Source organism: Streptomyces sp. NBC_00433 (assembly GCA_036015235.1).
In the GTDB taxonomy this organism is placed as follows: Bacteria; Actinomycetota; Actinomycetes; order Streptomycetales; family Streptomycetaceae; genus Actinacidiphila.
Window position 1 is genome coordinate 7,131,616 of the sequence record CP107926.1, and the last position, 20,580, is coordinate 7,152,195.

At 73.8% G+C, this 20,580-nt stretch carries 21 protein-coding genes and 1 pseudogene; 16 read left to right on the plus strand and 6 right to left on the minus strand.

Translation table 11 applies throughout. From position 1 onward, the window contains the following. The first annotated feature begins 291 nt into the window (after positions 1-291). The 4 genes from OG900_30435 (at position 292) to OG900_30450 (ending at position 4,346) form a co-directional block, all read left to right on the plus strand. Positions 292-1,578 carry an NYN domain-containing protein gene (locus tag OG900_30435; GenBank protein WUH94019.1) on the plus strand — a complete coding sequence of 429 codons (1,287 nt, stop codon included), beginning with the start codon at positions 292-294 and terminating at the stop codon, positions 1,576-1,578. 72 nt (positions 1,579-1,650) lie between these two features. Beyond that, on the plus strand, positions 1,651-2,703 hold the full coding sequence (locus OG900_30440) for an ABC transporter ATP-binding protein (protein ID WUH94020.1): 1,053 nt from the start codon (positions 1,651-1,653) through the stop codon (positions 2,701-2,703). Positions 2,704-2,779: 76 nt separating this feature from the next. Continuing rightward, a complete protein-coding gene (locus tag OG900_30445) occupies positions 2,780-3,616 on the plus strand; it encodes an ABC transporter permease (GenBank protein ID WUH94021.1) in 837 nt (278 codons plus the stop codon). Between the two features lie 34 nt (positions 3,617-3,650). Next, on the plus strand, positions 3,651-4,346 hold the full coding sequence (locus OG900_30450; protein WUH94022.1) for an ABC transporter permease: 696 nt from the start codon (positions 3,651-3,653) through the stop codon (positions 4,344-4,346). Positions 4,347-4,634: 288 nt separating this feature from the next. Here the strand turns inward: OG900_30450 and ybaK are convergent, their stop codons facing one another. The 3 genes and pseudogenes from ybaK to OG900_30465 form a co-directional block, all read right to left on the minus strand. Next, a complete protein-coding gene (ybaK, locus tag OG900_30455; protein ID WUH94023.1) occupies positions 4,635-5,135 on the minus strand; it encodes a Cys-tRNA(Pro) deacylase in 501 nt (166 codons plus the stop codon). Between the two features lies 1 nt (position 5,136). Next, positions 5,137-5,859: an LON peptidase substrate-binding domain-containing protein gene (locus tag OG900_30460; GenBank protein ID WUH95988.1), complete on the minus strand. Its 723-nt coding sequence runs from the start codon at positions 5,857-5,859 to the stop codon at positions 5,137-5,139. Between the two features lie 64 nt (positions 5,860-5,923). Beyond that, positions 5,924-7,530: pseudogene (locus OG900_30465) on the minus strand (GerMN domain-containing protein). A 115-nt stretch (positions 7,531-7,645) separates the two neighbouring features. Here OG900_30465 and hisD point away from each other — a divergent pair. The 8 genes from hisD (at position 7,646) to hisF (ending at position 13,477) form a co-directional block, all read left to right on the plus strand. Further along, positions 7,646-8,959: a histidinol dehydrogenase gene (gene hisD, locus OG900_30470; GenBank protein ID WUH94024.1), complete on the plus strand. Its 1,314-nt coding sequence runs from the start codon at positions 7,646-7,648 to the stop codon at positions 8,957-8,959. Then, a complete protein-coding gene (locus OG900_30475) occupies positions 8,956-10,077 on the plus strand; it encodes a histidinol-phosphate transaminase (protein ID WUH94025.1) in 1,122 nt (373 codons plus the stop codon). Before hisD ends, OG900_30475 begins: the two co-directional genes overlap by 4 nt. Beyond that, positions 10,074-10,667, plus strand: coding sequence for an imidazoleglycerol-phosphate dehydratase HisB (gene hisB, locus OG900_30480; GenBank protein WUH94026.1), 594 nt, complete (start codon positions 10,074-10,076; stop codon positions 10,665-10,667). Before OG900_30475 ends, hisB begins: the two co-directional genes overlap by 4 nt. An 85-nt stretch (positions 10,668-10,752) precedes the next feature. Further along, positions 10,753-10,905, plus strand: coding sequence for a hypothetical protein (locus tag OG900_30485; protein WUH94027.1), 153 nt, complete (start codon positions 10,753-10,755; stop codon positions 10,903-10,905). Positions 10,906-10,914: 9 nt separating this feature from the next. Continuing rightward, positions 10,915-11,550 (plus strand): imidazole glycerol phosphate synthase subunit HisH, encoded by a 636-nt coding sequence (gene hisH / locus OG900_30490; GenBank protein ID WUH94028.1) that lies wholly within the window; start codon positions 10,915-10,917, stop codon positions 11,548-11,550. A gap of 36 nt (positions 11,551-11,586) precedes the next feature. After that, on the plus strand, positions 11,587-12,312 hold the full coding sequence (gene priA, locus OG900_30495; GenBank protein WUH94029.1) for a bifunctional 1-(5-phosphoribosyl)-5-((5-phosphoribosylamino)methylideneamino)imidazole-4-carboxamide isomerase/phosphoribosylanthranilate isomerase PriA: 726 nt from the start codon (positions 11,587-11,589) through the stop codon (positions 12,310-12,312). After that, a complete protein-coding gene (locus tag OG900_30500; GenBank protein ID WUH94030.1) occupies positions 12,309-12,722 on the plus strand; it encodes a Rid family hydrolase in 414 nt (137 codons plus the stop codon). The genes priA and OG900_30500 overlap by 4 nt, the downstream gene beginning before the upstream one ends. Continuing rightward, complete coding sequence (gene hisF / locus OG900_30505) at positions 12,719-13,477, plus strand: imidazole glycerol phosphate synthase subunit HisF (protein ID WUH94031.1); 759 nt, start codon at positions 12,719-12,721, stop codon at positions 13,475-13,477. Before OG900_30500 ends, hisF begins: the two co-directional genes overlap by 4 nt. 6 nt (positions 13,478-13,483) lie before the next feature. On the opposite strand, the gene OG900_30510 is transcribed toward hisF, so the two are convergent. Further along, positions 13,484-14,083, minus strand: a complete 600-nt coding sequence (locus OG900_30510) for a class I SAM-dependent methyltransferase (GenBank protein ID WUH94032.1) — start codon at positions 14,081-14,083, stop codon at positions 13,484-13,486. A 108-nt stretch (positions 14,084-14,191) separates the two neighbouring features. Between OG900_30510 and OG900_30515 the strand changes: the two genes are divergently transcribed. Both OG900_30515 and OG900_30520 read left to right on the plus strand, forming a co-directional pair. Next, positions 14,192-14,785 carry a helix-turn-helix domain-containing protein gene (locus OG900_30515; protein WUH94033.1) on the plus strand — a complete coding sequence of 198 codons (594 nt, stop codon included), beginning with the start codon at positions 14,192-14,194 and terminating at the stop codon, positions 14,783-14,785. 14 nt (positions 14,786-14,799) lie between these two features. After that, positions 14,800-16,050, plus strand: coding sequence for an MFS transporter (locus tag OG900_30520; GenBank protein ID WUH94034.1), 1,251 nt, complete (start codon positions 14,800-14,802; stop codon positions 16,048-16,050). A 404-nt stretch (positions 16,051-16,454) separates the two neighbouring features. Here the strand turns inward: OG900_30520 and OG900_30525 are convergent, their stop codons facing one another. Together OG900_30525 and OG900_30530 are read right to left on the minus strand one after the other, a co-directional pair. Next, positions 16,455-17,087, minus strand: coding sequence for a TIGR03085 family metal-binding protein (locus OG900_30525; GenBank protein ID WUH94035.1), 633 nt, complete (start codon positions 17,085-17,087; stop codon positions 16,455-16,457). 55 nt (positions 17,088-17,142) lie between these two features. Continuing rightward, complete coding sequence (locus OG900_30530; protein WUH94036.1) at positions 17,143-18,054, minus strand: hypothetical protein; 912 nt, start codon at positions 18,052-18,054, stop codon at positions 17,143-17,145. Positions 18,055-18,271: 217 nt separating this feature from the next. On the opposite strand from OG900_30530, the gene hisI reads away from it, so the two are divergent. Continuing rightward, positions 18,272-18,640: a phosphoribosyl-AMP cyclohydrolase gene (gene hisI, locus OG900_30535; GenBank protein ID WUH94037.1), complete on the plus strand. Its 369-nt coding sequence runs from the start codon at positions 18,272-18,274 to the stop codon at positions 18,638-18,640. A 96-nt stretch (positions 18,641-18,736) separates the two neighbouring features. Further along, positions 18,737-20,242, plus strand: coding sequence for an anthranilate synthase component I (locus OG900_30540; GenBank protein WUH94038.1), 1,506 nt, complete (start codon positions 18,737-18,739; stop codon positions 20,240-20,242). Positions 20,243-20,580: the final 338 nt, after the last annotated feature.

Consider the following 20,580-nt stretch of genomic DNA (forward strand, 5'->3'; position numbering starts at 1 on the left):
TTTCGTGCCTTCCTGATGAGGGGATGTCGGCCGATCGGCCTGCCGCCACTGCGGGCTTGACGCCCAGCGGGCTCTCCGCCCCGGTGGGGCTGGTGGCCGAGCGGCCGACATCAGATTTGCACGGGAGTACGAAGGGCGCATTTCGGACAGTTGGCGGGGTGGGTGTGGCGAAAATGCCATGACCGCCACGCCGAAGATCGTGTTCCAGCTCATAACGCCCCCGCATTCGGGCAGACTCGTGGAGACCTGGGGGGATTCAGGGCCGAGGGGGGCGACCGGAAGAGGTGCGATATGGACCGCTGCGTCGTCCTGGTGGACGCCGGGTATCTACTGGGCGCAGCAGCAAGCCTTCTGGCCGGTGAACCCTCCCGTTCCCGGATCGTCGTGGATCATGCCGGCGTCGTCGCTGGCCTGCGGGAAAGAGCCGAACTCGAGACCGGGCAGCCACTGCTGCGGATCTACTGGTTCGACGGCGCACCCGACCGCGTTCCGCAACCCGAGCACCGCAGACTGCGGGTGATGCCCCGGGTGACCGTACGGCTCGGCGCACTCACCCGGACGGACGGCCGGTGGGCGCAGAAGGGCGTCGACGCCGCCATGCACGCCGAGCTGTCGGAACTGGCCCGCAACCGGGCCTGCTCCGACATCGTCCTGGTCACCGGTGACGGCGACCTGCTGCCCGGCATGATGTCCGCCAAGGAGCACGGCGTCGCCGTCCACCTGTGGGCCGTCCAGGCCGCCGACGGCGACTACAACCAGTCGGAGGACCTGGTCGCCGAGGCCGACGAGCGCCGGGTCCTGGACCGGGAGTGGATCACCGCCGCGATCAGGGCCAGGGACGGGATCTGTCCCCCGGCGGGCGGTACGCGGCCCGACATCGGCCCGGAGATCGCCGCGATCCTCTCCGCGCCGCTGCCCGAGTCCGCAGGCGGCCCGCCCCCGCAGGAGCCGCACCCCGCCCACCCCGCCCATCCCGCCCATCCGCCCCACCCCCCGCACCCGCTCACGCACCCCCACCCCGCGGACAACGGCACCACGCCGGCCGCCGAGCCCGCGGAGCCGGCCGGACCCGGCAGCAAGGCCGTACCCACCCCCAAGGATCTGGCCGGCCTCGGCAAGCAGCACGCCGCCCCGCCGGCCCCCTCGCACCCCGCACCCAGCGCCACCCTGCGCTGGTCGTCGGACAAGGGCTGGACCGACCGCGCGGGCGGCCCCGACCTGCCCGACACAAGCGGCCTGCCCACCCTGGCCCAGCTGACCAGCGCCGAGCAGCGCTGGGCCGACCGGGAGGCCGACATCACCGCGGTCAGCGGCGACCCCTACGAAGTCGGCCAGGTCTTCGCCCGCCGCTGGATCGCCCGCCTGCCCGACACCGGCCAGCTCCAGCAGCTGTCCACCCACTACCCACGGGTCCCGCACCGCATCGACGGCGAGCTGCTGCGATACGCGGCCCGCTTCGGCCTGCTCGCCCACAAGGACGACCAGATCGACGAGCACGACCGGTACGCGATCAGGGCCGGATTCTGGCGCGAGATCGACGCGCGTACCGGCGTCGACCACAGCCAGGGCGGCGACTGACCCGCGGTGCGGGTCCACGCGTACAACCCCCGTTGCCCCACGAGCCGTCCGCGCCGCGTAGTCTCGATCCTCGTGAATACGGGCACGGAGGACGAGGCGCCCCCGGCGGTCGCCGCGGCCCGCGACGCGGTGTGCACCGTGCGCGGACTGATCAGGACGTACCCGGCAGGCTCCGGCGCGCGCCGCCGCGGGCTGCGCCGCCGCGGCCCCGCCGCCGAGCCCGCCGTCGTGAGGGCCAGCGACGGCATCGACCTCGATGTGCGGCGCGGCGAGCTGTTCGGCATCCTCGGCCCCAACGGGGCGGGCAAGACCACGCTCGTACGCCAGCTCACCGGCCTGCTGCGGCCGGACGCGGGCAGCATCGACCTGCTCGGCCACGACCTCGTACGCCACCCCGACCGGGCCGCCCGGCTGATCGGCTACCTCGGCCAGGAGTCCATCGCGCTGGACGAACTGACCGTGTCGCTGGCCGCCGAGACCACCGGACGGCTGCGCGGCCTCGACGCGGCGGCCGCCCGCGCCGCCAGGGACGCCGTGCTGGACGAGCTCGAACTCGGCACGATCGCGTCCCGCCCCATCAAGCGCCTCTCCGGCGGCCAGCGCCGGCTGGCCTGCTTCGCCGCGGCCCTGGTGGGGGAGCGGCCGATACTGGTCCTCGACGAGCCCACCACCGGCATGGACCCCGTCGCCCGGCGGGCGGTGTGGGCCGCGCTCGGCCGCCGCAGGACGGAGAACGGCGCCACCGTGCTGCTCGTCACGCACAACGTCATCGAGGCCGAGACCGTCCTCGACCGGGTCGCCGTGCTCGACCACGGCCGCGTCATCGCCTGCGACACCCCCGCGGGCCTGCGCGCCCTGGTCGCCGACGAGGTGCGCCTCGACCTCGTGTGGCGCACCGACCCGCCGCTCGACCTCCCCGAGATCGCCGCACTCCACCCGCTGGCCGACATCGCGGGCCGCCGCTGGACCCTGCGGCTGCCCCACGACCACGCCCGCACCACCGTCGCCCAGCTCACCGCCGGCCCCGCCTACGCCTCCCTGGACGACTTCACCCTGGCCACGCCCAGCCTGGAAGACGTCTACCTGGCCCTGGGCGGCCGCTCGAAGGGCCTGGTGAAGTCGTGAACACGGTTCGCCGCCCCGCGGGCGGCCGGGGGGCACCGGTCCCGGTCGGCTCGGCTCTCAGGCCCGGAGGCCGCAGATGACCGTCATCGCACAGGCCGGCCCCGGGCGGGGCGGGGCCACCGCCGCGGCCGCCGGCGCCGTGGAAGCCGCGCCGCTCGCGCCGCGCGCCCGGTTCTGGTCCGCCTTCGCCGCCGTCTACCGGGCGCAGCTCTCCCGCGCCCGGGTCGCGCGGATCCCGCTGCTGTTCGTGGCCACCTTCCAGTCCGTCGGGATCATGGTCATGATGCGCGGGGTCGTCGAGGCGGGCGACGGCGAGGCCGCACGGGCCGTCGTCGCCGGCTCCAGCGTCCTCGTCGTGGCCTTCGTCGCCCTCAACCTGCTGGCGCAGTACTTCGGGCAGCTGCGGGCCTCCGGCGGCCTCGACCACTACGCCACCCTGCCGGTGCCGCCCGCCGCCGTCGTACTCGGCGCGGCCGGCGCCTACGCGTCCTTCACCGTGCCCGGCACCCTGCTCACCGCGGTCGTCGGGTGCGTGCTCTTCCACCTCACGCTGACCACCCTGTGGGTGCTCGCCGTGGTCATCCCGCTGGCCGGCGCCGCCCTGTCCGGCCTCGGTGCCGCTCTGGGGCTGCTGGCGCCCCGCCAGGAGATCGCCACGCTCTTCGGGCAGCTCGGCATGTCCGCGGCCCTGCTGCTCGGTGTGCTGCCCGCCTCGCACCTTCCCGCGCCCATCGGCTGGGTGCGCGACCTGCTGCCGTCCACCTACGGCGTCGAGGCCTTCGCCCGCACGCTGGGCGGCAGCGCGGGCACCGACTGGGCGGCGGTCCTCGGCGACCTGTCGGTGTGCGCGGCCGTCGGCGTCGCCTCGCTGGCCGTCGCCACCTGGGCCTACCGCAGGGCCGCCTGCCGGTGAGGCGTCCCGCGCCCGGACCTGGCACGATGGTCGGGTGACCGCTCCCCTGACTCCCCACGACCACTCGCCGCACCTGCCGCCCGATCCGGGCTCCGGGTCCGACCCCGGCATGGGCGAGAACCGCAGGAAGGCGGTGCTCTCCGAGGTCCGCAGAGGCGCGCTCGTCGCGCTGCTGGTCACGGTGTGCGGAATCGCCCTCGGCCTGCTCTGGCTGTGGCTGTCCCCCCGGGTCCCGCTGGTCTCGGACGGCAAGGCGGTCTACCTCAAGGACACCGAGGGCGAGGAGGCGATCGGCGGCGACGGCACCTTCGCGCTCATCGCGGCCGGGCTCGGTGTGCTGACCGCCGCGGTGGTCTTCTGGCGCTACCGCCGCGGCGGGGTCGGCGTCGTCCTCGGCCTCGCGGCCGGCGGCGTCCTGGCCTCCGTCGTCGGCTGGCGCCTCGGCGTCTGGCTCGGCCCCGACACCGACATCGTGGCTCACGCCACGGCGGTCGGCCCGAAGGTCGTCTTCGACGCGCCCCTCGAACTGCGGGCCAAGTCCGCGCTCGTCGCGTGGTCGGTGGCCGCCATGATCGTTCACCTCGCGCTGACGTCCGCGTTCGGCCCGCGAGACCCGGCCGAGCCGTCCAAGTCCGCCGACTCGTCCGGCCCGTACTGGCCCCCCGGCCCGACCTCACCCCCGCCCCCACCTGCGGCGCACCCGCACACCCCTCCGCCCCACGACGACTGACCGCGCCGCCGGGCGCCGATTTCCGCGGCAGGCGCCGCGTGGGCGCGCTCAGCCCCCGCAGGCCGGTGGTCCGGGACGCACCGAACAGCCCCTTTCGGACGGTGGCGACGTGCAGCTTGTCGACGGCTGGTCGCGCAGTTCCCCGCGCCCCTGCGGGCTCGGCTCTGCCGCAGAGGGCAACCACCCAGGGGCGCTGGGAACGGCGCGCGCAGCCCACCACCCGCCGGTGGTCCGGGACGGACCGAACAGCCCCTTGGGACCGCGGGCTGCTCGCGCCCCTGGAGGGCGTCAGGCCCTGGCGATGGGTGCGGACGTCGCCGACGTCAGAGCTCGGAGGTCGGCGGGCGTCAGCTCGACCTCAAGGCCGCGCTTTCCCGCGGAGACGAAGACCGTCGGGAAGGGGAGGGCCGAGGTGTCCAGGACCGTGGGGAGGGGGCGGCGCTGGCCCAGCGGGGAGATGCCGCCCAGGACGTAGCCGGTCGTGCGTTCGGCCACCGCCGGGTCCGCCATCGCGGCGCGCTTGCCGCCGACCGCCGCGGCCAGGGCCTTGAGGTCGAGCGAGCCGGCGACCGGGACGACCGCGACGGTCAGGGTGCCGTCGACTTCCGCGACCAGCGTCTTGAACACCCGGTCAGGGCTCGTACCGAGGGCCGCCGCCGCCTCGTCGCCGTACGAGAGTGAAGACGACGGATCGTGTTCGTAGGCGTGCACGCTGAAAGGGACGCCGGCCTTCTCCAGGGCCACCGTCGCCGGAGTCCCCCCGGCGGAGCCGCTCCGCTTCCTGGCCATGTCAGTTCGCGCTGATCGGCTGGCTGGTCAGATCGACCGCGGGCAGCGACGGCAGCTTCTCGATGACCGCGGTCTCGCGGCGCAGCAGCCGCAGCTCCGCGGCCAGCCGGGCCGCGCTGCTCGGCTCTTCGAGCAGTGCCTGCTTCACCGGCGTCTCCGCGATGAGCGCGGCCGCGACCAGATACGACAGCACGGTCGGGTCGTCGGGGAATTCCTGGCCCGGCGCCAGAGTGCGCTCCCGCGCTCCCGCCAGCCGCTTCTGGTAGGTGCCGAACACCCGGGTCACCTCCGACGCCAGCGCGCCCGCGCCACCGCCCGGGTCCTCCGGGATCTCCTCGATCTCCGCGGTCAGATACGGGCCGCTGACGTCCAGCGAGAGCAGCTTGAAGCGGAGCAGCCCGGTGGCGACCAGCTCGTAGCCGCCGCCGTCGCGCTCGGCGATACCCGTCGCGTCCGCGATGCACCCGACGCCGTGCAGGGCGGCGAGCGGGTCCTCGCCGAGACCTGCGGCCGGGCCCGCGGCCCTGCCCTCCTGACCGGTGGGGGCGACCTCCTGGCCGTTCTTGATCGCGACCACGCCGAATCGCCGCGGGCCGTCCTCCGGGAGGGCCAGCAGATCCGCCACCAGGGAGCGGTAGCGCTCCTCGAAGACGTTCAGCGGGAGCACGAGGCCGGGGAACAGTGCCGTGCCCAGGGGGAAGAGCGGAATCCGATCGGTCACAATGAGCCAGCGTACGGCCTCTTCTGCGAGCCAGTACGCTCCTTTCCCCCTCCCCCCGGGGCCCCGGTCAAGAAGTGCGGCGCAGGAGGCGGGTGGCGCCTGCCGCGGCGGTGGTGGCGAGCATCCAGCCGAGGAGGGTGAGCAGGGAGGCGACCCACTGCGCGAGCCCGGACTCGCGCCACGCGTTGTCCTGGCCCAGGTCGATGACCGGGAGGAGCAGGTCCAGGGCGTAGAGCGCCGGGCTCCAGTGCGGCCGGTAACCGCCCGCGTCCGCCGCCGGGGGCGTGTGGTGGAGGGCGAAGTAGACGGCGCCCAGTGCCCAGAGCACCCCCATCCAGACCGCGGCGCGGCCCGGGCGGTAGCCGTAGCCGACGGTGACGTCCTGGAGCCAGCCCCAGACCCGCCCGGCGGCCGGCAGGGTGTCGCGGCGGCGGCGCTGCCGGGCGAGCAGCACCTCGCGGGCCTCGGCGTCCTCGCCGGCGGCCCGCAGCGCCGCGGCCAGCCGCTCGTACGGCTCCGGCCGGAATTCCGGGGTCGCCGCCTGGAGCCAGTCGAGCCGCTCGCGGAGCGGGAATTCGGCGAGCGGGGTGAGGGTGTCGTAGCTGAAGCCGGTCATCCGCAGCCGCCCGGCCGCGGGCCACGCCCCGACGGAGTCGTTGAGCTTGCCGATCTTCGAGCCGGACAGCACCACGGGGCCCTCGGGGGCCCGCGGCAGCGTGAAGCACAGCTCGGGCGTCTGGACGCGCCGCAGCGACACCTGCTGGTCGCCGGTGAGATGGAAGCGCGCCCGGCTGATGATCACCGCATTGCCGAACCGTCCGTCGTCGAGGCGGAGCCCGCCGTGGCAGGTGAATTCCCGCACGGTGACGCCCCCGGGCGGCGGCGCGGACGAGCCGCCGACGCTCCTGGCGTTCCATCCGCCGGACAGGTACAGCGTGTGCTCGACGGCGATGCGGGCGGCGTTGAGCGCCTGTCGGCCGTCGGGATTGCGCAGGGTGGCGCCGCGCAGGCTGAGCCGGCCGCCTATGCGGGCGCTGCGCAGGCTGAACTCCCCGGTGATGTCGATGAGTTCGGCGTCGACGTCCTGGCCGACGGTCAGCCCGTCGGCGGCGAACGCCTGGGCGGCCCGGCCGCGCAGCACGGTGAGCTGGTTGAGCAGCAGGTCGGTGCCTATCTGCGCGTCGGCCATCCGGACACCCCCGGTGACCAGGCACTGCGGCAGGTGCAGGTCGCCGTCGACCTGGATCCTGGCCGCGTCGATCCTGGGCATCCGGCAGCGCACCATGCGCATGCTGCCGACCCGGCACTCCTGGAGCATCAGCGGGTCGTCGAAGCGGCAGTCGTCGAGCTGGACGTACGGCGTCACCGTGCCGCCGGAGAGCATCAGCCGCCGGTGATCCGCGTCCCGGCCAGCTTCAGCGCCGTCACCCGCCCCGGGACCGCGGGCGGCCCGTCGAGCAGCAGCTCGGCGACGGCCTGGGCGCGCACGGTGCGGTCGGCGCCCCAGGCGGGGCCGGTTGGGGGTACCCCCACGCGAAGCCATGGGGGAGGATCGTCCGCGTCGGCGCGCCCGGTGCGCAGGTCGCAGGTGCGGCCCTCGCGGAAGGCGTGCCACATGCGCTGCTCCACCGGCGTCCAGCCCTGCGGCGGTGCCCCGCCGGCCGCCTCTGCCATCGGATTCCCCTCCCCGTCGTCGCGCCGCACACCGTAGCGGGTCGGTGCGACGGCGGCGTATCACGGACTGGAACCTGCGACCGACCCGCAGACCTGGGTCTCTACACTTGGCACCGTGATCTCCCGAATCGATCTGCGTGGTGCCGCCTTCCCCGAGGGCGGGATCGACCGCGACCTGCTGCCCCGTGCCGACTTCGACGTGGAGGCCGCGCTGGAGGCAGTGCGGCCGATCTGCGATGACGTCCGCCATCGGGGCTCGGTGGCGGTGCTCGACCACGGGGAGCGCTTCGACGGGGTGCGCCCCGCCTCGCTGCGGGTGCCCGCGGCGGCGCTGGAGACCGCGCTGGCCGAGCTGGACCCTGCGGTCAGGGCAGCGCTCGAGGAGTCGGTGCGGCGGGCCAGGATCGTGCACCGCGAGCAGCGCCGCACCGACGTCACCACCCAGGTGGTGCCGGGCGGCACGGTCACCGAGCGGTGGGTGCCGGTCGAGCGCGTCGGGCTGTACGTGCCCGGCGGCCTGGCGGTCTACCCGTCCTCCGTGGTGATGAACGTGGTGCCCGCCCAGGAGGCCGGAGTCGAGGGCATCGCGGTGGCCTCGCCCGCGCAGAAGGACTTCGGCGGCCTGCCCCACCCCGCCATCCTCGCCGCCTGCGCCCTGCTCGGGGTGACCGAGGTCTACGCGACCGGCGGCGCCCAGGCGATCGCGATGTTCGCCTACGGCACCGAGGACTGCCGCCCGGTGAACCTGGTCACAGGCCCCGGCAACATCTACGTGGCCGCCGCCAAGCGGCTGCTCAAGGGCCGCGTCGGCATCGACGCCGAGGCCGGGCCCACCGAGATCGCGGTCCTCGCCGACGACTCCGCCGACCCCGCCTTCGTCGCCGCCGACCTGATCAGCCAGGCCGAGCACGACCCGCTGGCCGCCGCGGTGCTGGTCACCACCTCGCCCGAGCTGGCCGACGCGGTCGACAAGCAGCTGGACGTCCAGGTCGCCGCCGCCAAGCACCGCGAGCGGATCACCGCCGCGCTGTCCGGCCGGCAGTCCGCGACCGTGCTGGTCGACACGCTCGACCAGGGCCTCGCGGTGGTCGACGCCTACGCGGCCGAGCACCTGGAGATCCAGACCAGGGACTCCGCCGCGACCGCCGCCCGGGTGCGCAATGCCGGCGCGGTCTTCGTCGGCCCGCACGCCCCGGTCTCGCTCGGCGACTACTGCGCCGGGTCCAACCACGTGCTGCCCACCGGCGGTTGCGCCTGCCACTCCTCGGGCCTGTCCGTGCAGTCCTTCCTGCGCGGCATCCACGTGGTGGACTACTCGCGCGACGCGCTGGCCGAGGTCGCCGCCCACGTGGTGACGCTGGCGAACGCCGAGGACCTGCCCGCGCACGGCGAGGCGGTCCGGATCAGGTTCGACGGGGGGACGGCGTGACGCGCATCGAGGACCTGCCCATCCGTGACGAGCTGCGCGGCCAGTCCCCGTACGGGGCCCCGCAGCTGGACGTGGCCGTGCGGCTGAACACCAACGAGAACCCGTACCCGCTGCCCGAGGCCCTGGTCGCCAGGATCACCGAGCGGGTCGCCGAGGCCGCCCGCGGCCTGAACCGCTACCCGGACCGGGACGCGGTCGAGCTGCGCACCGCGCTCGCGGCGTACCTCACCAGGACCGCCGGCCACCGGGTCGGCCTGGCCCAGGTGTGGGCGGCGAACGGCTCCAACGAGATCATCCAGCAGCTGCTGCAGACCTTCGGCGGCCCCGGCCGCACCGCGATCGGCTTCGAGCCGTCGTATTCGATGCACGCGCTGATCTCCCGCGGCACCGGCACCGGCTGGATCTCCGGGCCGCGCAGGGCCGACTTCACCATCGACCTGGCCGCGGCCGTGCGGGAGATCGCCGAGCGCCGCCCCGACGTGGTCTTCGTCTGCTCGCCCAACAACCCGACCGGCACCGCGGTCGCCGCCGACACCGTCGTGGCGCTCTACGAGGCGGCGCAAGCCGCCCGCCCCTCGCTGGTCGTGGTGGACGAGGCCTACGGCGAGTTCTCGCACCGCCCTTCGCTGCTGCCGCTCATCGAGGGCCGGCCCAACCTGGTGCTGACCCGCACGATGTCCAAGGCCTTCGGCGCCGCCGGGCTGCGGCTCGGCTACCTGGCCGCCGACCCCGCCGTGGTCGACGCGGTGCAGATCGTCCGGCTGCCCTACCACCTGTCCGCGGTCACCCAGGCGACCGCGCTGGCCGCGCTGGAGTACACCGACACGCTGCTCGGCTACGTGGACCAGCTGAAGGCCGAACGCGACCGCCTGGTCCGCGAGCTGCGCGCCACCGGCTACGAGGTGGTCGACTCCGACGCGAACTTCGTGCAGTTCGGCCGGTTCGCCGACAGCCACACCGCCTGGGAGGCGGTGCTCGCCCACGGCGTGCTGGTCCGGGACAACGGGGTGCCCGGCTGGCTGCGGGTCTCGGTCGGCACACCCGCGGAGAACGACGCGTTCCTGGACGCGGCGCGGGCTGTCTTCAAGGAACACAGCACTACAGAGGAGCAGGTATGACCCGCGTGGGCCGCGTCGAGCGCACCACCAAGGAGACGTCGGTGGTCGTCGAGATCGACCTCGACGGCACCGGGCAGGTCGCCGTGTCCACCGGCGTCGGCTTCTACGACCACATGCTGGACCAGCTCGGCAGGCACGGGCTGTTCGACCTGTCGGTGAAGACCGAGGGCGACCTGCACATCGACACCCACCACACCATCGAGGACACCGCCCTCGCGCTGGGCGCCGCCTTCAAGCAGGCGCTCGGCGACAAGGTCGGCATCTACCGCTTCGGCAACTGCACGGTCCCGCTGGACGAGTCGCTCGCCCAGGTCACCGTCGACCTCTCGGGACGCCCCTACCTGGTGCACACCGAGCCGGAGGGCATGGCGCCGATGATCGGCTCGTACGACACCACGATGACCCGGCACATCCTGGAGTCCTTCGTCGCCCAGGCCCAGATCGCCCTGCATGTGCACGTGCCCTACGGGCGCAATGCGCACCACATCGTGGAGTGCCAGTTCAAGGCCCTCGCCAGGGCGCTGCGTTACGCCAGCGAGCGCGACCCGCGCGCCGCCGGGATTCTGCCGTCGACGAAGGGCGCGCTGTGAGCGACGCGCGCAAGGCCACTCAGCCGCAGTCAGGACGCCGCGCGAGCTGTCGCCGCGCGGGCGGAGAAGCGAACGGACAAACACAGTGAGCAAGGGATCGACCCTCTTCATCCTGCTGGGGCTGTTCCTGGCAGGCGGGGTGTACTCGTTCTGGCAGCAGAAGCAGTCCAAGAGCCTGATCGCGCTGCTCGCCGTCGGCTCGGTGATGGCACTCGTCACCGGCCTGCTACAGCTCTAGGGGGCAGGGATGGGCAAGAGCGTCGTCGTCCTCGACTACGGTTTCGGCAACGTCAGATCGGCCGAGCGCGCCCTCGCGCACGCCGGCGCCGACGTCGAGATCACCGCCGACTTCGACAAGGCGATGCGGGCCGACGGCCTGCTGGTGCCCGGTGTCGGCGCCTTCGAGGCGTGCATGGCCGGCCTCAGGGGCGTACGCGGCGAGTGGATCGTCGGACGCCGGCTGGCCGGCGGGCGGCCGGTGATGGGCATCTGCGTCGGCATGCAGATCCTCTTCGCCCGCGGCATCGAGCACGGCGTCGAGACCGAGGGCCTGGACGAGTGGCCGGGCACCGTCGAGCCGCTGCAGGCCCCCGTCGTCCCGCACATGGGGTGGAACACGGTCAAGGCCGCCGAGGGCTCCCGGCTGTTCGCGGGCAGCGACGAGGACGCCCGCTTCTACTTCGTGCACTCCTACGCGGTGCGCAGCTGGGACCTGGAGTCGCGCAGCGACCGCATCAGCGGCCCCAAGGTCAGCTGGACCACCCACGGCGAGCCCTTCGTGGCCGCGGTGGAGAACGGCCCGCTGTGGGCCACCCAGTTCCACCCGGAGAAGTCCGGCGAGGCCGGCGCCCGACTGCTCGCCAACTGGCTCGACACCCTCTAGCCCACCGATCCGCCCCACCCGCGAGGACGCACCCCGATGACCAAGCTCGAACTGCTCCCCGCCGTCGACGTACGCGACGGCCAGGCCGTACGCCTCGTGCACGGCGAGTCCGGCTCAGAGACGTCGTACGGCGACCCGCTCGCCGCGGCGCTCGCCTGGCAGGGCGCGGGCGCGGAGTGGCTGCATCTGGTGGACCTCGACGCGGCCTTCGGCACCGGCGACAACCGGGCGCGTATCGCCGAGGTGGCCCGCACCATGGACATCAAGGTCGAGCTGTCCGGCGGCATCCGCGACGACGACACCCTCGCCGCGGCGCTCGCCACCGGCTGCACCCGGGTCAACCTGGGCACGGCCGCGCTGGAGACCCCCGAATGGGTCGCCAAGGTCATCGCCGAGCACGGCGACAAGATCGCTGTCGGCCTCGACGTGCGCGGCACCACCCTTCGCGGCCGCGGCTGGACCCGCGACGGCGGCGACCTCTACGAGACGCTGTCCCGGCTGGACTCCGAAGGCTGCGCCCGCTACGTCGTCACCGACATCGCCAAGGACGGTACCCTCCAGGGCCCGAACCTGGAGCTGCTCACCGGCGTGTGCGCGGCCACCGACCGCCCGGTCGTCGCGTCCGGCGGCGTCTCCAGCCTTGACGACCTGCGCGCCATCGCGTCTCTTGTTCCGCAGGGTGTGGAAGGCGCGATCGTCGGCAAGGCGCTCTACGCGAAGGCGTTCACTCTCGAAGAGGCCTTGGAGGCAGTGTCACGATGACCGGAACCCCCGCAGTACGGCGCGATCAGTCCGACAGCCCGCTGGAGGAGACGATCGGCTTCGCCCGTGCCGTCGCCGCGGGGGACCTGGTGCTGGTCGCCGGCACCATGCCGCTCGTCGACGGCGCGGTCAGGGGCGAGGGCAGCCCGTACGAGCAGACGCTGCTGGCCTTCCGCAACGCGCTGGCCGCACTGGAGCCGTTCGGCCTGGGGCCGGACAGCGTCATCCGCACCCGGATGTACCTGAGCCACTCCAGGGACGCCGACGACGCTGGCCGCGCCCACCGCGAGCTGTTCGGCGACATCCGCCCGGTCACGACGATGGTCGTGGTGGCCGGCTTCATGGACTCCCGGGTGCTGGTGGAAGTCGAGATCGAAGCCTTCCGAGATGTCCGAGGAGACACCGAATGACCCTCGCGGTGCGCGTCATCCCCTGCCTCGACGTGGACAACGGACGGGTCGTCAAGGGCGTCAACTTCCAGAACCTGCGGGACGCGGGCGACCCGGTCGAGATGGCCAGGCTCTACGACGCCGAGGGCGCCGACGAGTTGACCTTCCTGGACATCACCGCGTCCTCCGGCGACCGCGAGACCACCTACGACGTGGTCCGCCGCACCGCCGAGCAGGTCTTCATCCCGCTCACCGTCGGCGGCGGGGTGCGCAGCGCCGACGACGTCGACAAGCTGCTGCGGGCCGGCGCCGACAAGGTCGGCGTCAACACCGCGGCCATCGCCCGGCCCGAGCTGATCCGGGAGATCGCGGAGCGCTTCGGGCGGCAGGTGCTCGTGCTGTCGGTGGACGCGCGGCGGGCCGCCTCCGGCGCCGGCTTCGAGGTCACCACCCACGGCGGCCGCCGCGGCACCGGCATCGACGCCGTCGAATGGGCCGAGCGGGCGGCCGAGCTGGGCGCCGGCGAGATCCTGCTCAACTCCATGGACGCGGACGGCACGAAGGACGGCTACGACACCGAGATGATCGCGGCGGTGCGCTCCCGGGTGTCCGTCCCGGTCATCGCCTCCGGCGGCGCGGGACGGCTGGCCGACTTCCCGCCGGCCGTCGCTGCGGGAGCCGACGCGGTCCTGGCCGCGTCCGTCTTCCACTTCGGCGACCTGCGCATCCCCGAGGTCAAGTCCGCGCTGCGCTCCGCCGGGCACCCGGTGCGCTGAGCCGGGTCAGCGCCGCGTCCCGACCAGCACCGCCAGGTCGGGGGCCAGCGGGATCTCGACCGTACGCAGCGCCGGGTGGTCCAGCCAGTGCAGGCGGGCGGTGTCAGGGCGGCCGTCGTGGACCGGGGGCGCGCCCCGCGACGGGGTGAAGTCGTCGACGACCACGACGCCGCCGGGCCGCAGCAGCGCGGCCGGGTCGGCCGCCGGGCCGTCCCCCTTGCCCTGGCCGCCGCCGTCCAGGACCAGCAGGTCGAAGGGGCCGTGCTCGGCGATCGCCGTCCAGTCGGCGTGCAGCACGCGGACCCGGGGCCCGTGCGCGCCGAAGAGGTCCGCCGCGGCCCCGGCGCGGTCGGCGTCGCTCTCGACGCTGACCGCGGAGGCGCCGCCCCGCATGCCGGAGACCAGCCAGGCCAGGCCGACCCCGCAGCCGGTGCCGGTCTCGCCGATGCGTTCCGCGCCCGCGGCGAGCGCGCGCAGCAGCCGGCCGTGCTCGGGCCGGCAGGAGTAGGGGAAGTCCAGCCGGGTCGCGGTGAGGGCGGCGCGCTCCACCAGGGGCGGCAGATCACCGGGGCCGCTGAGGTGCGCTCGGGTGCCGTCGAGAGACATGGCGGTCATCCTGCCGGGACCGGCAGGGCGGACGGGTGCGATCAGGTGAGAAAGAAAAGTTGCGCAACTTCCGTTGTGCAAATTTATTTGCGCATCTAGTCTGGGGATGTGACCGATCAGGACCGCTCCCAGCGCATCACCGACCTCGACGCCCTCAAGGTCTTCACCCACCCGCTCCGCATCCGCCTCTACCGCGCGCTGTTCACCGCCCGCACCGCGACCGCCTCCCACCTGGCCGACCAGGTCGACGAGGCGGTCTCACTGGTCAGCTACCACCTGCGGAAGATGGCCGCGCACGGCTTCATCGTCGAGGCCCCCGAGCACGGTACGGACGGCCGCGAGCGCTGGTGGAAGGTCTCCGCGGAGCGCGGGTTCTCCTTCCGCAGCGCCGACTTCCACGACCGGCCGGAAGGCGCCGCCGTCCTCGCCCAGGTCACCAGGCAGCTGCTCGCCACCCGCGCCGAGCGCTACGAGCAGTACCTGGACCAGCAGTCCGCCTGGCCCCGCGAGTGGACCGACGCGTCCTTCTCCTCCGAGTACATGCCGCTGCTCAACGCGGCCGAGCTGCAGCGGATGGCCGAGGAGATCGGCGAGCTGATGCAGCGCTGGACCGACCGCGGCCGGGCCGCGGAGGACGCGGGCGACACCGAAGGCCGCGAGCACGTCGCCGTACAGATGTACGGCTTCCCCTTCCGCCCCTGACACAGGGAAGGCCCATGACGGCGACCACGACAACCCGCCCCCTCACGCGGCCCGCCTACCGCGACGGCAACGTCCTGCGCTGGCTCACCGCCTACACCGCGTCGCTCCTCGGCGACTCCGTCTACTTCGTCGCCCTCGGCTTCGCCGCCGCCAAGGTCGCGGCGCCCGCCCAGGTCGGCCTCGTCATGGCCGCGGGCGCGGTGCCGCGGGCCGTCCTCATGCTCGGCGGCGGGGTGATCGCCGACCGCTTCGGCCCGCGCCTGGTCGTCATCGGCAGCGACGCCGTCCGCTGCGCCCTGATCATCACCGCGGCCGCGGCGCTCGCGCTGGCGTCGCCCGGACTGTGGCTGCTGGTCGCCGTCGCGCTCGCCTTCGGCGTGGTCGACGCGCTCTTCATGCCCGCGGTCGGGGCGCTGCCGCCCCGGATCACCACGCCCGACCAGCTGGTACGCCTCCAGGGCCTGCGCGCGCTGACCATACGGCTCGGCACGGTCGTCGGGCCGCCGATGGGCGGCCTCGCGATGGGCCTCGGCGGGGCCTCCGCCGCCTTCGCGGTCGCCGGGCTGCTCTTCGCGACGTCCGTCCCACTGCTGCTCGGCACGAGGATCAGCCCGCTGCCCGCCTCCGCCTCCGCGCCGGCCGTACGGCCGCCGGCCGGCCGCGAACTGCGCGACGGGCTGCGCTACATCCGCCACCATCGACTGGTCGGACCCCTGGTCCTGTCCGGCGCGCTCTGCGAACTCGGCCTCGTCGGGCCGCTCAACGTCGGCATGGTGCTTCTCGCGCAGGAACGCGGGTGGGGGGCCGCGGGATACGGCTGGATCATCGCCGCGTTCGGCGGCGGCGCCGCGGCCAGCGCGCTGCTCCTCGCCGTACGCGGGCGGGTGCGCCGGGCCGGCGCCGTGCAGACCGCCACGGTCTTCGCCGGGGCCGCGGCTGTCGGCCTCATCGGCGTCGCCCCCGTCCTGGCCGTCGCGGCCGCGGTGGCCTTCCTGGCGGGTCTGCTCTGCGGTATTTGCGGCGGGCTCGCCGCGGCTCTCATCCAGACGGCGACGGATGCCGCGTATCTTGGCCGGGTCACGTCCGTCATGAGCCTCACGAGTTTCGGTCTGGCCCCGCTGGCCTATCCGCTCTTCGCCGCGGCGACCGGTGCTTTCGGGGTGGCCCGGGTCTTCCTCGCCAGTGCGGCCATGGCCGCACTGGGCGGCACCATCACGGCCACCCTCCCCACCCCCCGCTCGGCCCAACTCCCCACCCGCCGCTGACCTGCCGCTGCCCGGCGGGCCCCTGAGGCCCTGCCCCTTGCGGTGCGTTGCCTGCCCGCGGCCCGGTGGGGGCTGGTCGCTCCGCTCTCCCCAGAGCATCGCCTGGGGGTACCCCCACGCGCCCCTGGGTGGTTGCCACTTGCGGTGGCGTTGCTTTCTTTCCCGCCTCTTCGGCGGGGCGCGCAGTTCCCCGCGCCCCTTGTGGCCTGCGTCCTCCTACGCCCAGGCGTTGGCCCCTGCCAGGGGCCCTCTGCGCAGGAGGGTGAGCGTTTTTCAGGGGGCGCGTGGGGGTACCCCCAGGCGAAGCTCTGGGGGAGAACTGCGCGACAAGCCACGACGGCAGCCGCGGGTGGGCAGCGTGCCGCAAGGGGCAGGGGCCTGGGGGCGCGGGGAACGGCGGGAGGCTAGAGGCCAAGGCCGGCGGCGTGGGCTGCGGCCACGGCCGCCTTGTCGCCTACGGCGACGACGTCGGCGGCGTCCTGGCGGCCGAAGGCGAAGAGGGTGAGTTCGGCGGGGGCGCCGGTGACCGTGACGACGGGGGAGCCGCGGTGGGCCACCACCGTCTGGCCGTCGGGACGGCGAAGGACGAGGCCGACGGGAGAGCGCCGCCCGGCGAGTCGGGCGACGCGTTCGAGCCGGGACCAGAGCGCGTCCGCGAAGACCGGGTCGATCTCCCGCGGCGCCCAGTCGGCTTGCGCCCGCCGCACATCCTCGGTGTGGACGTAGAACTCCACCGTGTTCGACGCCTCGTCGAGCTGTTTGAGGGCGAACGGCGACAGCCGCGGCGGCCCGGTCCTGATCAGCTGGATCAGTTCCTCGTACGGCCGCCGCGCGTATTCGCGGCGCACCCTTTCGAGCCGGTCCGCGAGCCGCGCGACGACGAGCCCGGCGGCAGCGTCCCCGCGGCGCTCGCGTACCACGACGTGCGCGGCAAGGTCCCGGGCGGTCCAGCCCTCGCAGAGGGTCGGCGCGTCGGGGCCCGCGCTCTCCAGCAGGTCGGCGAGGAGCAGACGTTCACGCTGCGCATGGGTCGTCATGCCGCCAGGTTAACGACCGGCGGGCGCCTGCGCCCGCTTCCCGCGCCACGGCCGGTCAGCTGAGCTTGCTGTGCAGCTTCTTGCCGTTGGTGCCGTCGTTGAGGGTGAGGGAGCAGGTGACGGTGTTGCGGCCCTGCAGCTGATAGGTGATCAGCTGTGGGAACAGCACGTAGGAGTAGTAGTCCCCGCCGGCAGGCGCGCGCTTGGTGGCGTCGGCCTCGCACAGCGCGAACGCCTTCTTCTCGATCTGGTCCTCGGTGGTGAAGGTGCCGGACAGCGTCTTGTCGGCGATGGCCTGCGCGTCGTGCGCCGAGGAGCAGGGCACCGTCTGGACGCTGCTGATGCCGGGCGTCATCGAGGGCGCGTTGAAGCACTTGCCCGGGTCGACGACGACGTAGGGCATCTCCTCGTCGTCCGTCGCCGACGGCTCGGGCTCGTCGCTGCTCGACGGGAAGTCGGTCGGCAGGTCGAGGCTCGGGAAGTCCGTGGGCAGCGTGAAGGTGGGCGTCGGCATGGTCGGAATGGTCGGCATCGCGGTGAGCGAGGGCACCACAGGGGTGTCCTTGGCGCTGGGCTTGTCGTCGCCGCCGCTGGACGCGGCGATGGCGCCGACGATCGCGCCGACCACGGCGATCGCGCCGACGGCGATCCACACATTGCGCTTGGTGTGGTTGCGCGGCGGCTGCGGCGGCGGGTAGCCGCCGCCCGGGTAACCGCCGCCGGGATAGCCGTAGCCGCCGGGCGAGACCGGGGGTCCGGGCGGTCCCGGCGGCCCGTAGGCGCCGCCCTGCTGCGGGTAGCCGTAGCCGTCGGCGGGCGGCGGCGGACCGAAGCCGTCACCGGGCGGGGGCGGCGGCCCGAAACCGTCGCTGGGCGGCGGCGGACCGAAGCCCTGCGGCGGCCCGTAGCCGCCGCCCTGTTCGGGTGGCGGCGGCGGTCCATTGTGCGGCGGCGGAGGAAAACCCATGGTGGAAGGATGCCCCATACGGGTGACGTCGGCGGGTAACAACCCTGCGACAGGTGGGTGACGGCTCAATGTGCTTACCCTCTTTGCCGGTTATTGACGTCTTCCTCAGCCGGACGGCGTATCGGGCCGGGCCGGAAAGGGGGGTGGCGGACCGGCCGCGGGACCACCGGCCGGACGCCGTTTCCGCCGCCGGCGCCTCCGGCGGCATCATGGGGTCATGTCCGCGATCTCGCTCGATCCCGCCATCGCCGCCCGCCTCAAGCGCAACCCCGACGGCCTGGTGCCCGCCGTCGCCCAGCAGCACGACACCGGTGAGGTGCTGATGCTGGGCTGGATGGACGACGAGGCGCTGCACCGCACGCTGACCACCGGCCGCTGCACGTACTGGAGCCGCAGCCGCGGCGAATACTGGGTCAAGGGCGACACCTCGGGGCACGTGCAGCACGTGAAGTCGGTCGCGCTGGACTGCGACGGCGACACCGTGCTGGTGAAGGTCGACCAGGTCGGCCCGGCCTGCCACACGGGCGACCGCACATGCTTCGACTCCGACCTCCTGCTGCCCGCGCCGGGCCTCGGCCCCGCCTGACCGATCCCGTCCGGTCGGCAGCACACGGCACGCACGCACCAGACCCCGCCGCGAGGGCGGACGACGCTTCAGACAGTCCTAGTAATGTCTGCGGCCATGGACCTCGATACGTTCCGCAAGCTGGCGGTCGACCGCCGCGTCATCCCGGTCAGCCGGCGGCTCCTCGCGGACGGCGACACGCCGGTCGGGCTGTACCGCAAGCTCGCGGCGGAGCGGGTCGGCACCTTCCTGCTGGAGTCGGCCGACACCAGCTCCAACAGCGGTGCGGGCGGCGGCTCCTGGTCGCGCTACTCCTTCGTCGGTGTGCGCTCCGCCGCGGCGCTGACCGCCGTCGACGGGCAGGCGCACTGGCTGGGCACCCCGCCGGTCGGCGTCCCGGTCGACGGCGACCCGCTGGCGGCGCTGCGCGCCACCGTCGAGGCGCTGCACACCCCGCGCGACCTGACCGCGGGCATGCCGCCCTTCACCGGCGGCATGGTCGGCTATCTGGGCTACGACATCGTGCGCCGCCTGGAGCGCATCGGCGACAGCACGCACGACTCGCTGCGGCTGCCGGAACTGACGATGCTGCTGACCTCCGACCTCGCGGTGCTCGACCACTGGGACGGCACGGTGCTGCTGATCGCCAACGCGATCAACCACAACGACGAGGACACCGGCGTGGACGAGGCCTACGCCGACGCCGTCGGCCGCCTCGACGCGATGGAGGCGGACCTGGCCCGTGCCGTGACGCAGCGGCCGACCGCGCTTCCGGAGTCGATCGACTTCGGCGTCGGCTGGAGCTTCGGCGGCGCGCGCTACACCGACGCGGTCCTGGACATCAAGGAGCGCATCCACGCCGGCGAGGCCTTCCAGGTGGTCCTCTCGCAGGAGATGACGACCGAGTGCACCGCCAGTGCCCTGGACGTCTACCGGGTTTTGCGGACGACCAACCCGTCGCCGTACATGTACCTGCTGCGCTTCGACGGCTTCGACGTGGTCGGCTCCAGCCCCGAGGCGCTGGTGAAGGTCGCGGACGGCCGGGCGATGGTGCACCCGATCGCGGGCACCAGGCCGCGCGGGGCGACCCCGCAGGCCGACGCGGCGCTCGCCGAGGAGCTGCTCGCGGACCCCAAGGAGCGGGCCGAGCACCTGATGCTGGTCGACCTCGGGCGCAACGACCTGGGCCGGGTGTGCGAGCCGGGCAGCGTCGAGGTGGTCGACTTCATGTCGGTCGAGCGCTATTCGCACGTGATGCACATCGTCTCGACCGTCACCGGCCAGGTCGCGCCGGGGAAGACCGCCTTCGACGTGCTCACCGCGTGCTTCCCGGCCGGCACCCTGTCCGGCGCCCCCAAGCCGCGCGCGATGCAGATCATCGAGGAGCTGGAGCCGACCAGGCGCGGGGTCTACGGCGGCTGCATCGGCTACCTGGACTTCGCCGGCGACTCCGACACCGCCATCGCGATCCGCACGGCGGTGCTGCGCGACGGCGTCGCCTACGTCCAGGCGGGCGCGGGCATCGTCGCCGACTCGGACCCGGACGCCGAGGACACCGAGTGCCGCAACAAGGCCGCCGCGGTGCTGCGGGCGGTCGCGACGGCCAACGAGATGACCCGCTGACGCGGCCCGGACGTACCGGAGGCCGGGGCGGCCACCACGCCGCCCCGCCCTCCGCCACGCGGGTCGGCCGGTGAAGGCCGCCAGGCCGTTCGGGGTGCCGAGCCCGGTCGGGCCGACGTAGCCGGCGGCTCCCGTGCGCAGGTACGAGCCGGCGCACTCGCCGTCCTGCTGCCAGGCGGGCCTGGGGTCGTAGGCCGGGCAGCCGGAGCCGGCCCCGCCCCACACCGTGATGGCGAAGGCGCTGCGCAGCTCGGTGGGTCCGTAACCCGACGGGATGGCCGCCGGGTGCGCGGAGCGCGCCGAGGGTGCGAGGGTGTCGGCGCCGCTGGTGACCTTGA

What these genes read in the sequence shown, in the direction of transcription:
- ybaK (WUH94023.1), bottom strand. Translation starts at nt 5,135, where the DNA reads ATGGCCAGGAAGCGGAGCGGCTCCGCCGGGGGGACTCCGGCGACGGTG.
- OG900_30520 (WUH94034.1), top strand. Translation starts at nt 14,800, where the DNA reads ATGACGGCGACCACGACAACCCGCCCCCTCACGCGGCCCGCCTACCGC.
- OG900_30540 (WUH94038.1), top strand. Translation starts at nt 18,737, where the DNA reads ATGGACCTCGATACGTTCCGCAAGCTGGCGGTCGACCGCCGCGTCATC.
- OG900_30510 (WUH94032.1), bottom strand. Translation starts at nt 14,083, where the DNA reads ATGTCTCTCGACGGCACCCGAGCGCACCTCAGCGGCCCCGGTGATCTG.
- OG900_30530 (WUH94036.1), bottom strand. Translation starts at nt 18,054, where the DNA reads ATGGGTTTTCCTCCGCCGCCGCACAATGGACCGCCGCCGCCACCCGAA.
- hisB (WUH94026.1), top strand. Translation starts at nt 10,074, where the DNA reads ATGACCCGCGTGGGCCGCGTCGAGCGCACCACCAAGGAGACGTCGGTG.
- hisH (WUH94028.1), top strand. Translation starts at nt 10,915, where the DNA reads ATGGGCAAGAGCGTCGTCGTCCTCGACTACGGTTTCGGCAACGTCAGA.
- priA (WUH94029.1), top strand. Translation starts at nt 11,587, where the DNA reads ATGACCAAGCTCGAACTGCTCCCCGCCGTCGACGTACGCGACGGCCAG.
- hisI (WUH94037.1), top strand. Translation starts at nt 18,272, where the DNA reads ATGTCCGCGATCTCGCTCGATCCCGCCATCGCCGCCCGCCTCAAGCGC.
- OG900_30500 (WUH94030.1), top strand. Translation starts at nt 12,309, where the DNA reads ATGACCGGAACCCCCGCAGTACGGCGCGATCAGTCCGACAGCCCGCTG.
- hisF (WUH94031.1), top strand. Translation starts at nt 12,719, where the DNA reads ATGACCCTCGCGGTGCGCGTCATCCCCTGCCTCGACGTGGACAACGGA.
- OG900_30445 (WUH94021.1), top strand. Translation starts at nt 2,780, where the DNA reads ATGACCGTCATCGCACAGGCCGGCCCCGGGCGGGGCGGGGCCACCGCC.
- OG900_30525 (WUH94035.1), bottom strand. Translation starts at nt 17,087, where the DNA reads ATGACGACCCATGCGCAGCGTGAACGTCTGCTCCTCGCCGACCTGCTG.
- OG900_30435 (WUH94019.1), top strand. Translation starts at nt 292, where the DNA reads ATGGACCGCTGCGTCGTCCTGGTGGACGCCGGGTATCTACTGGGCGCA.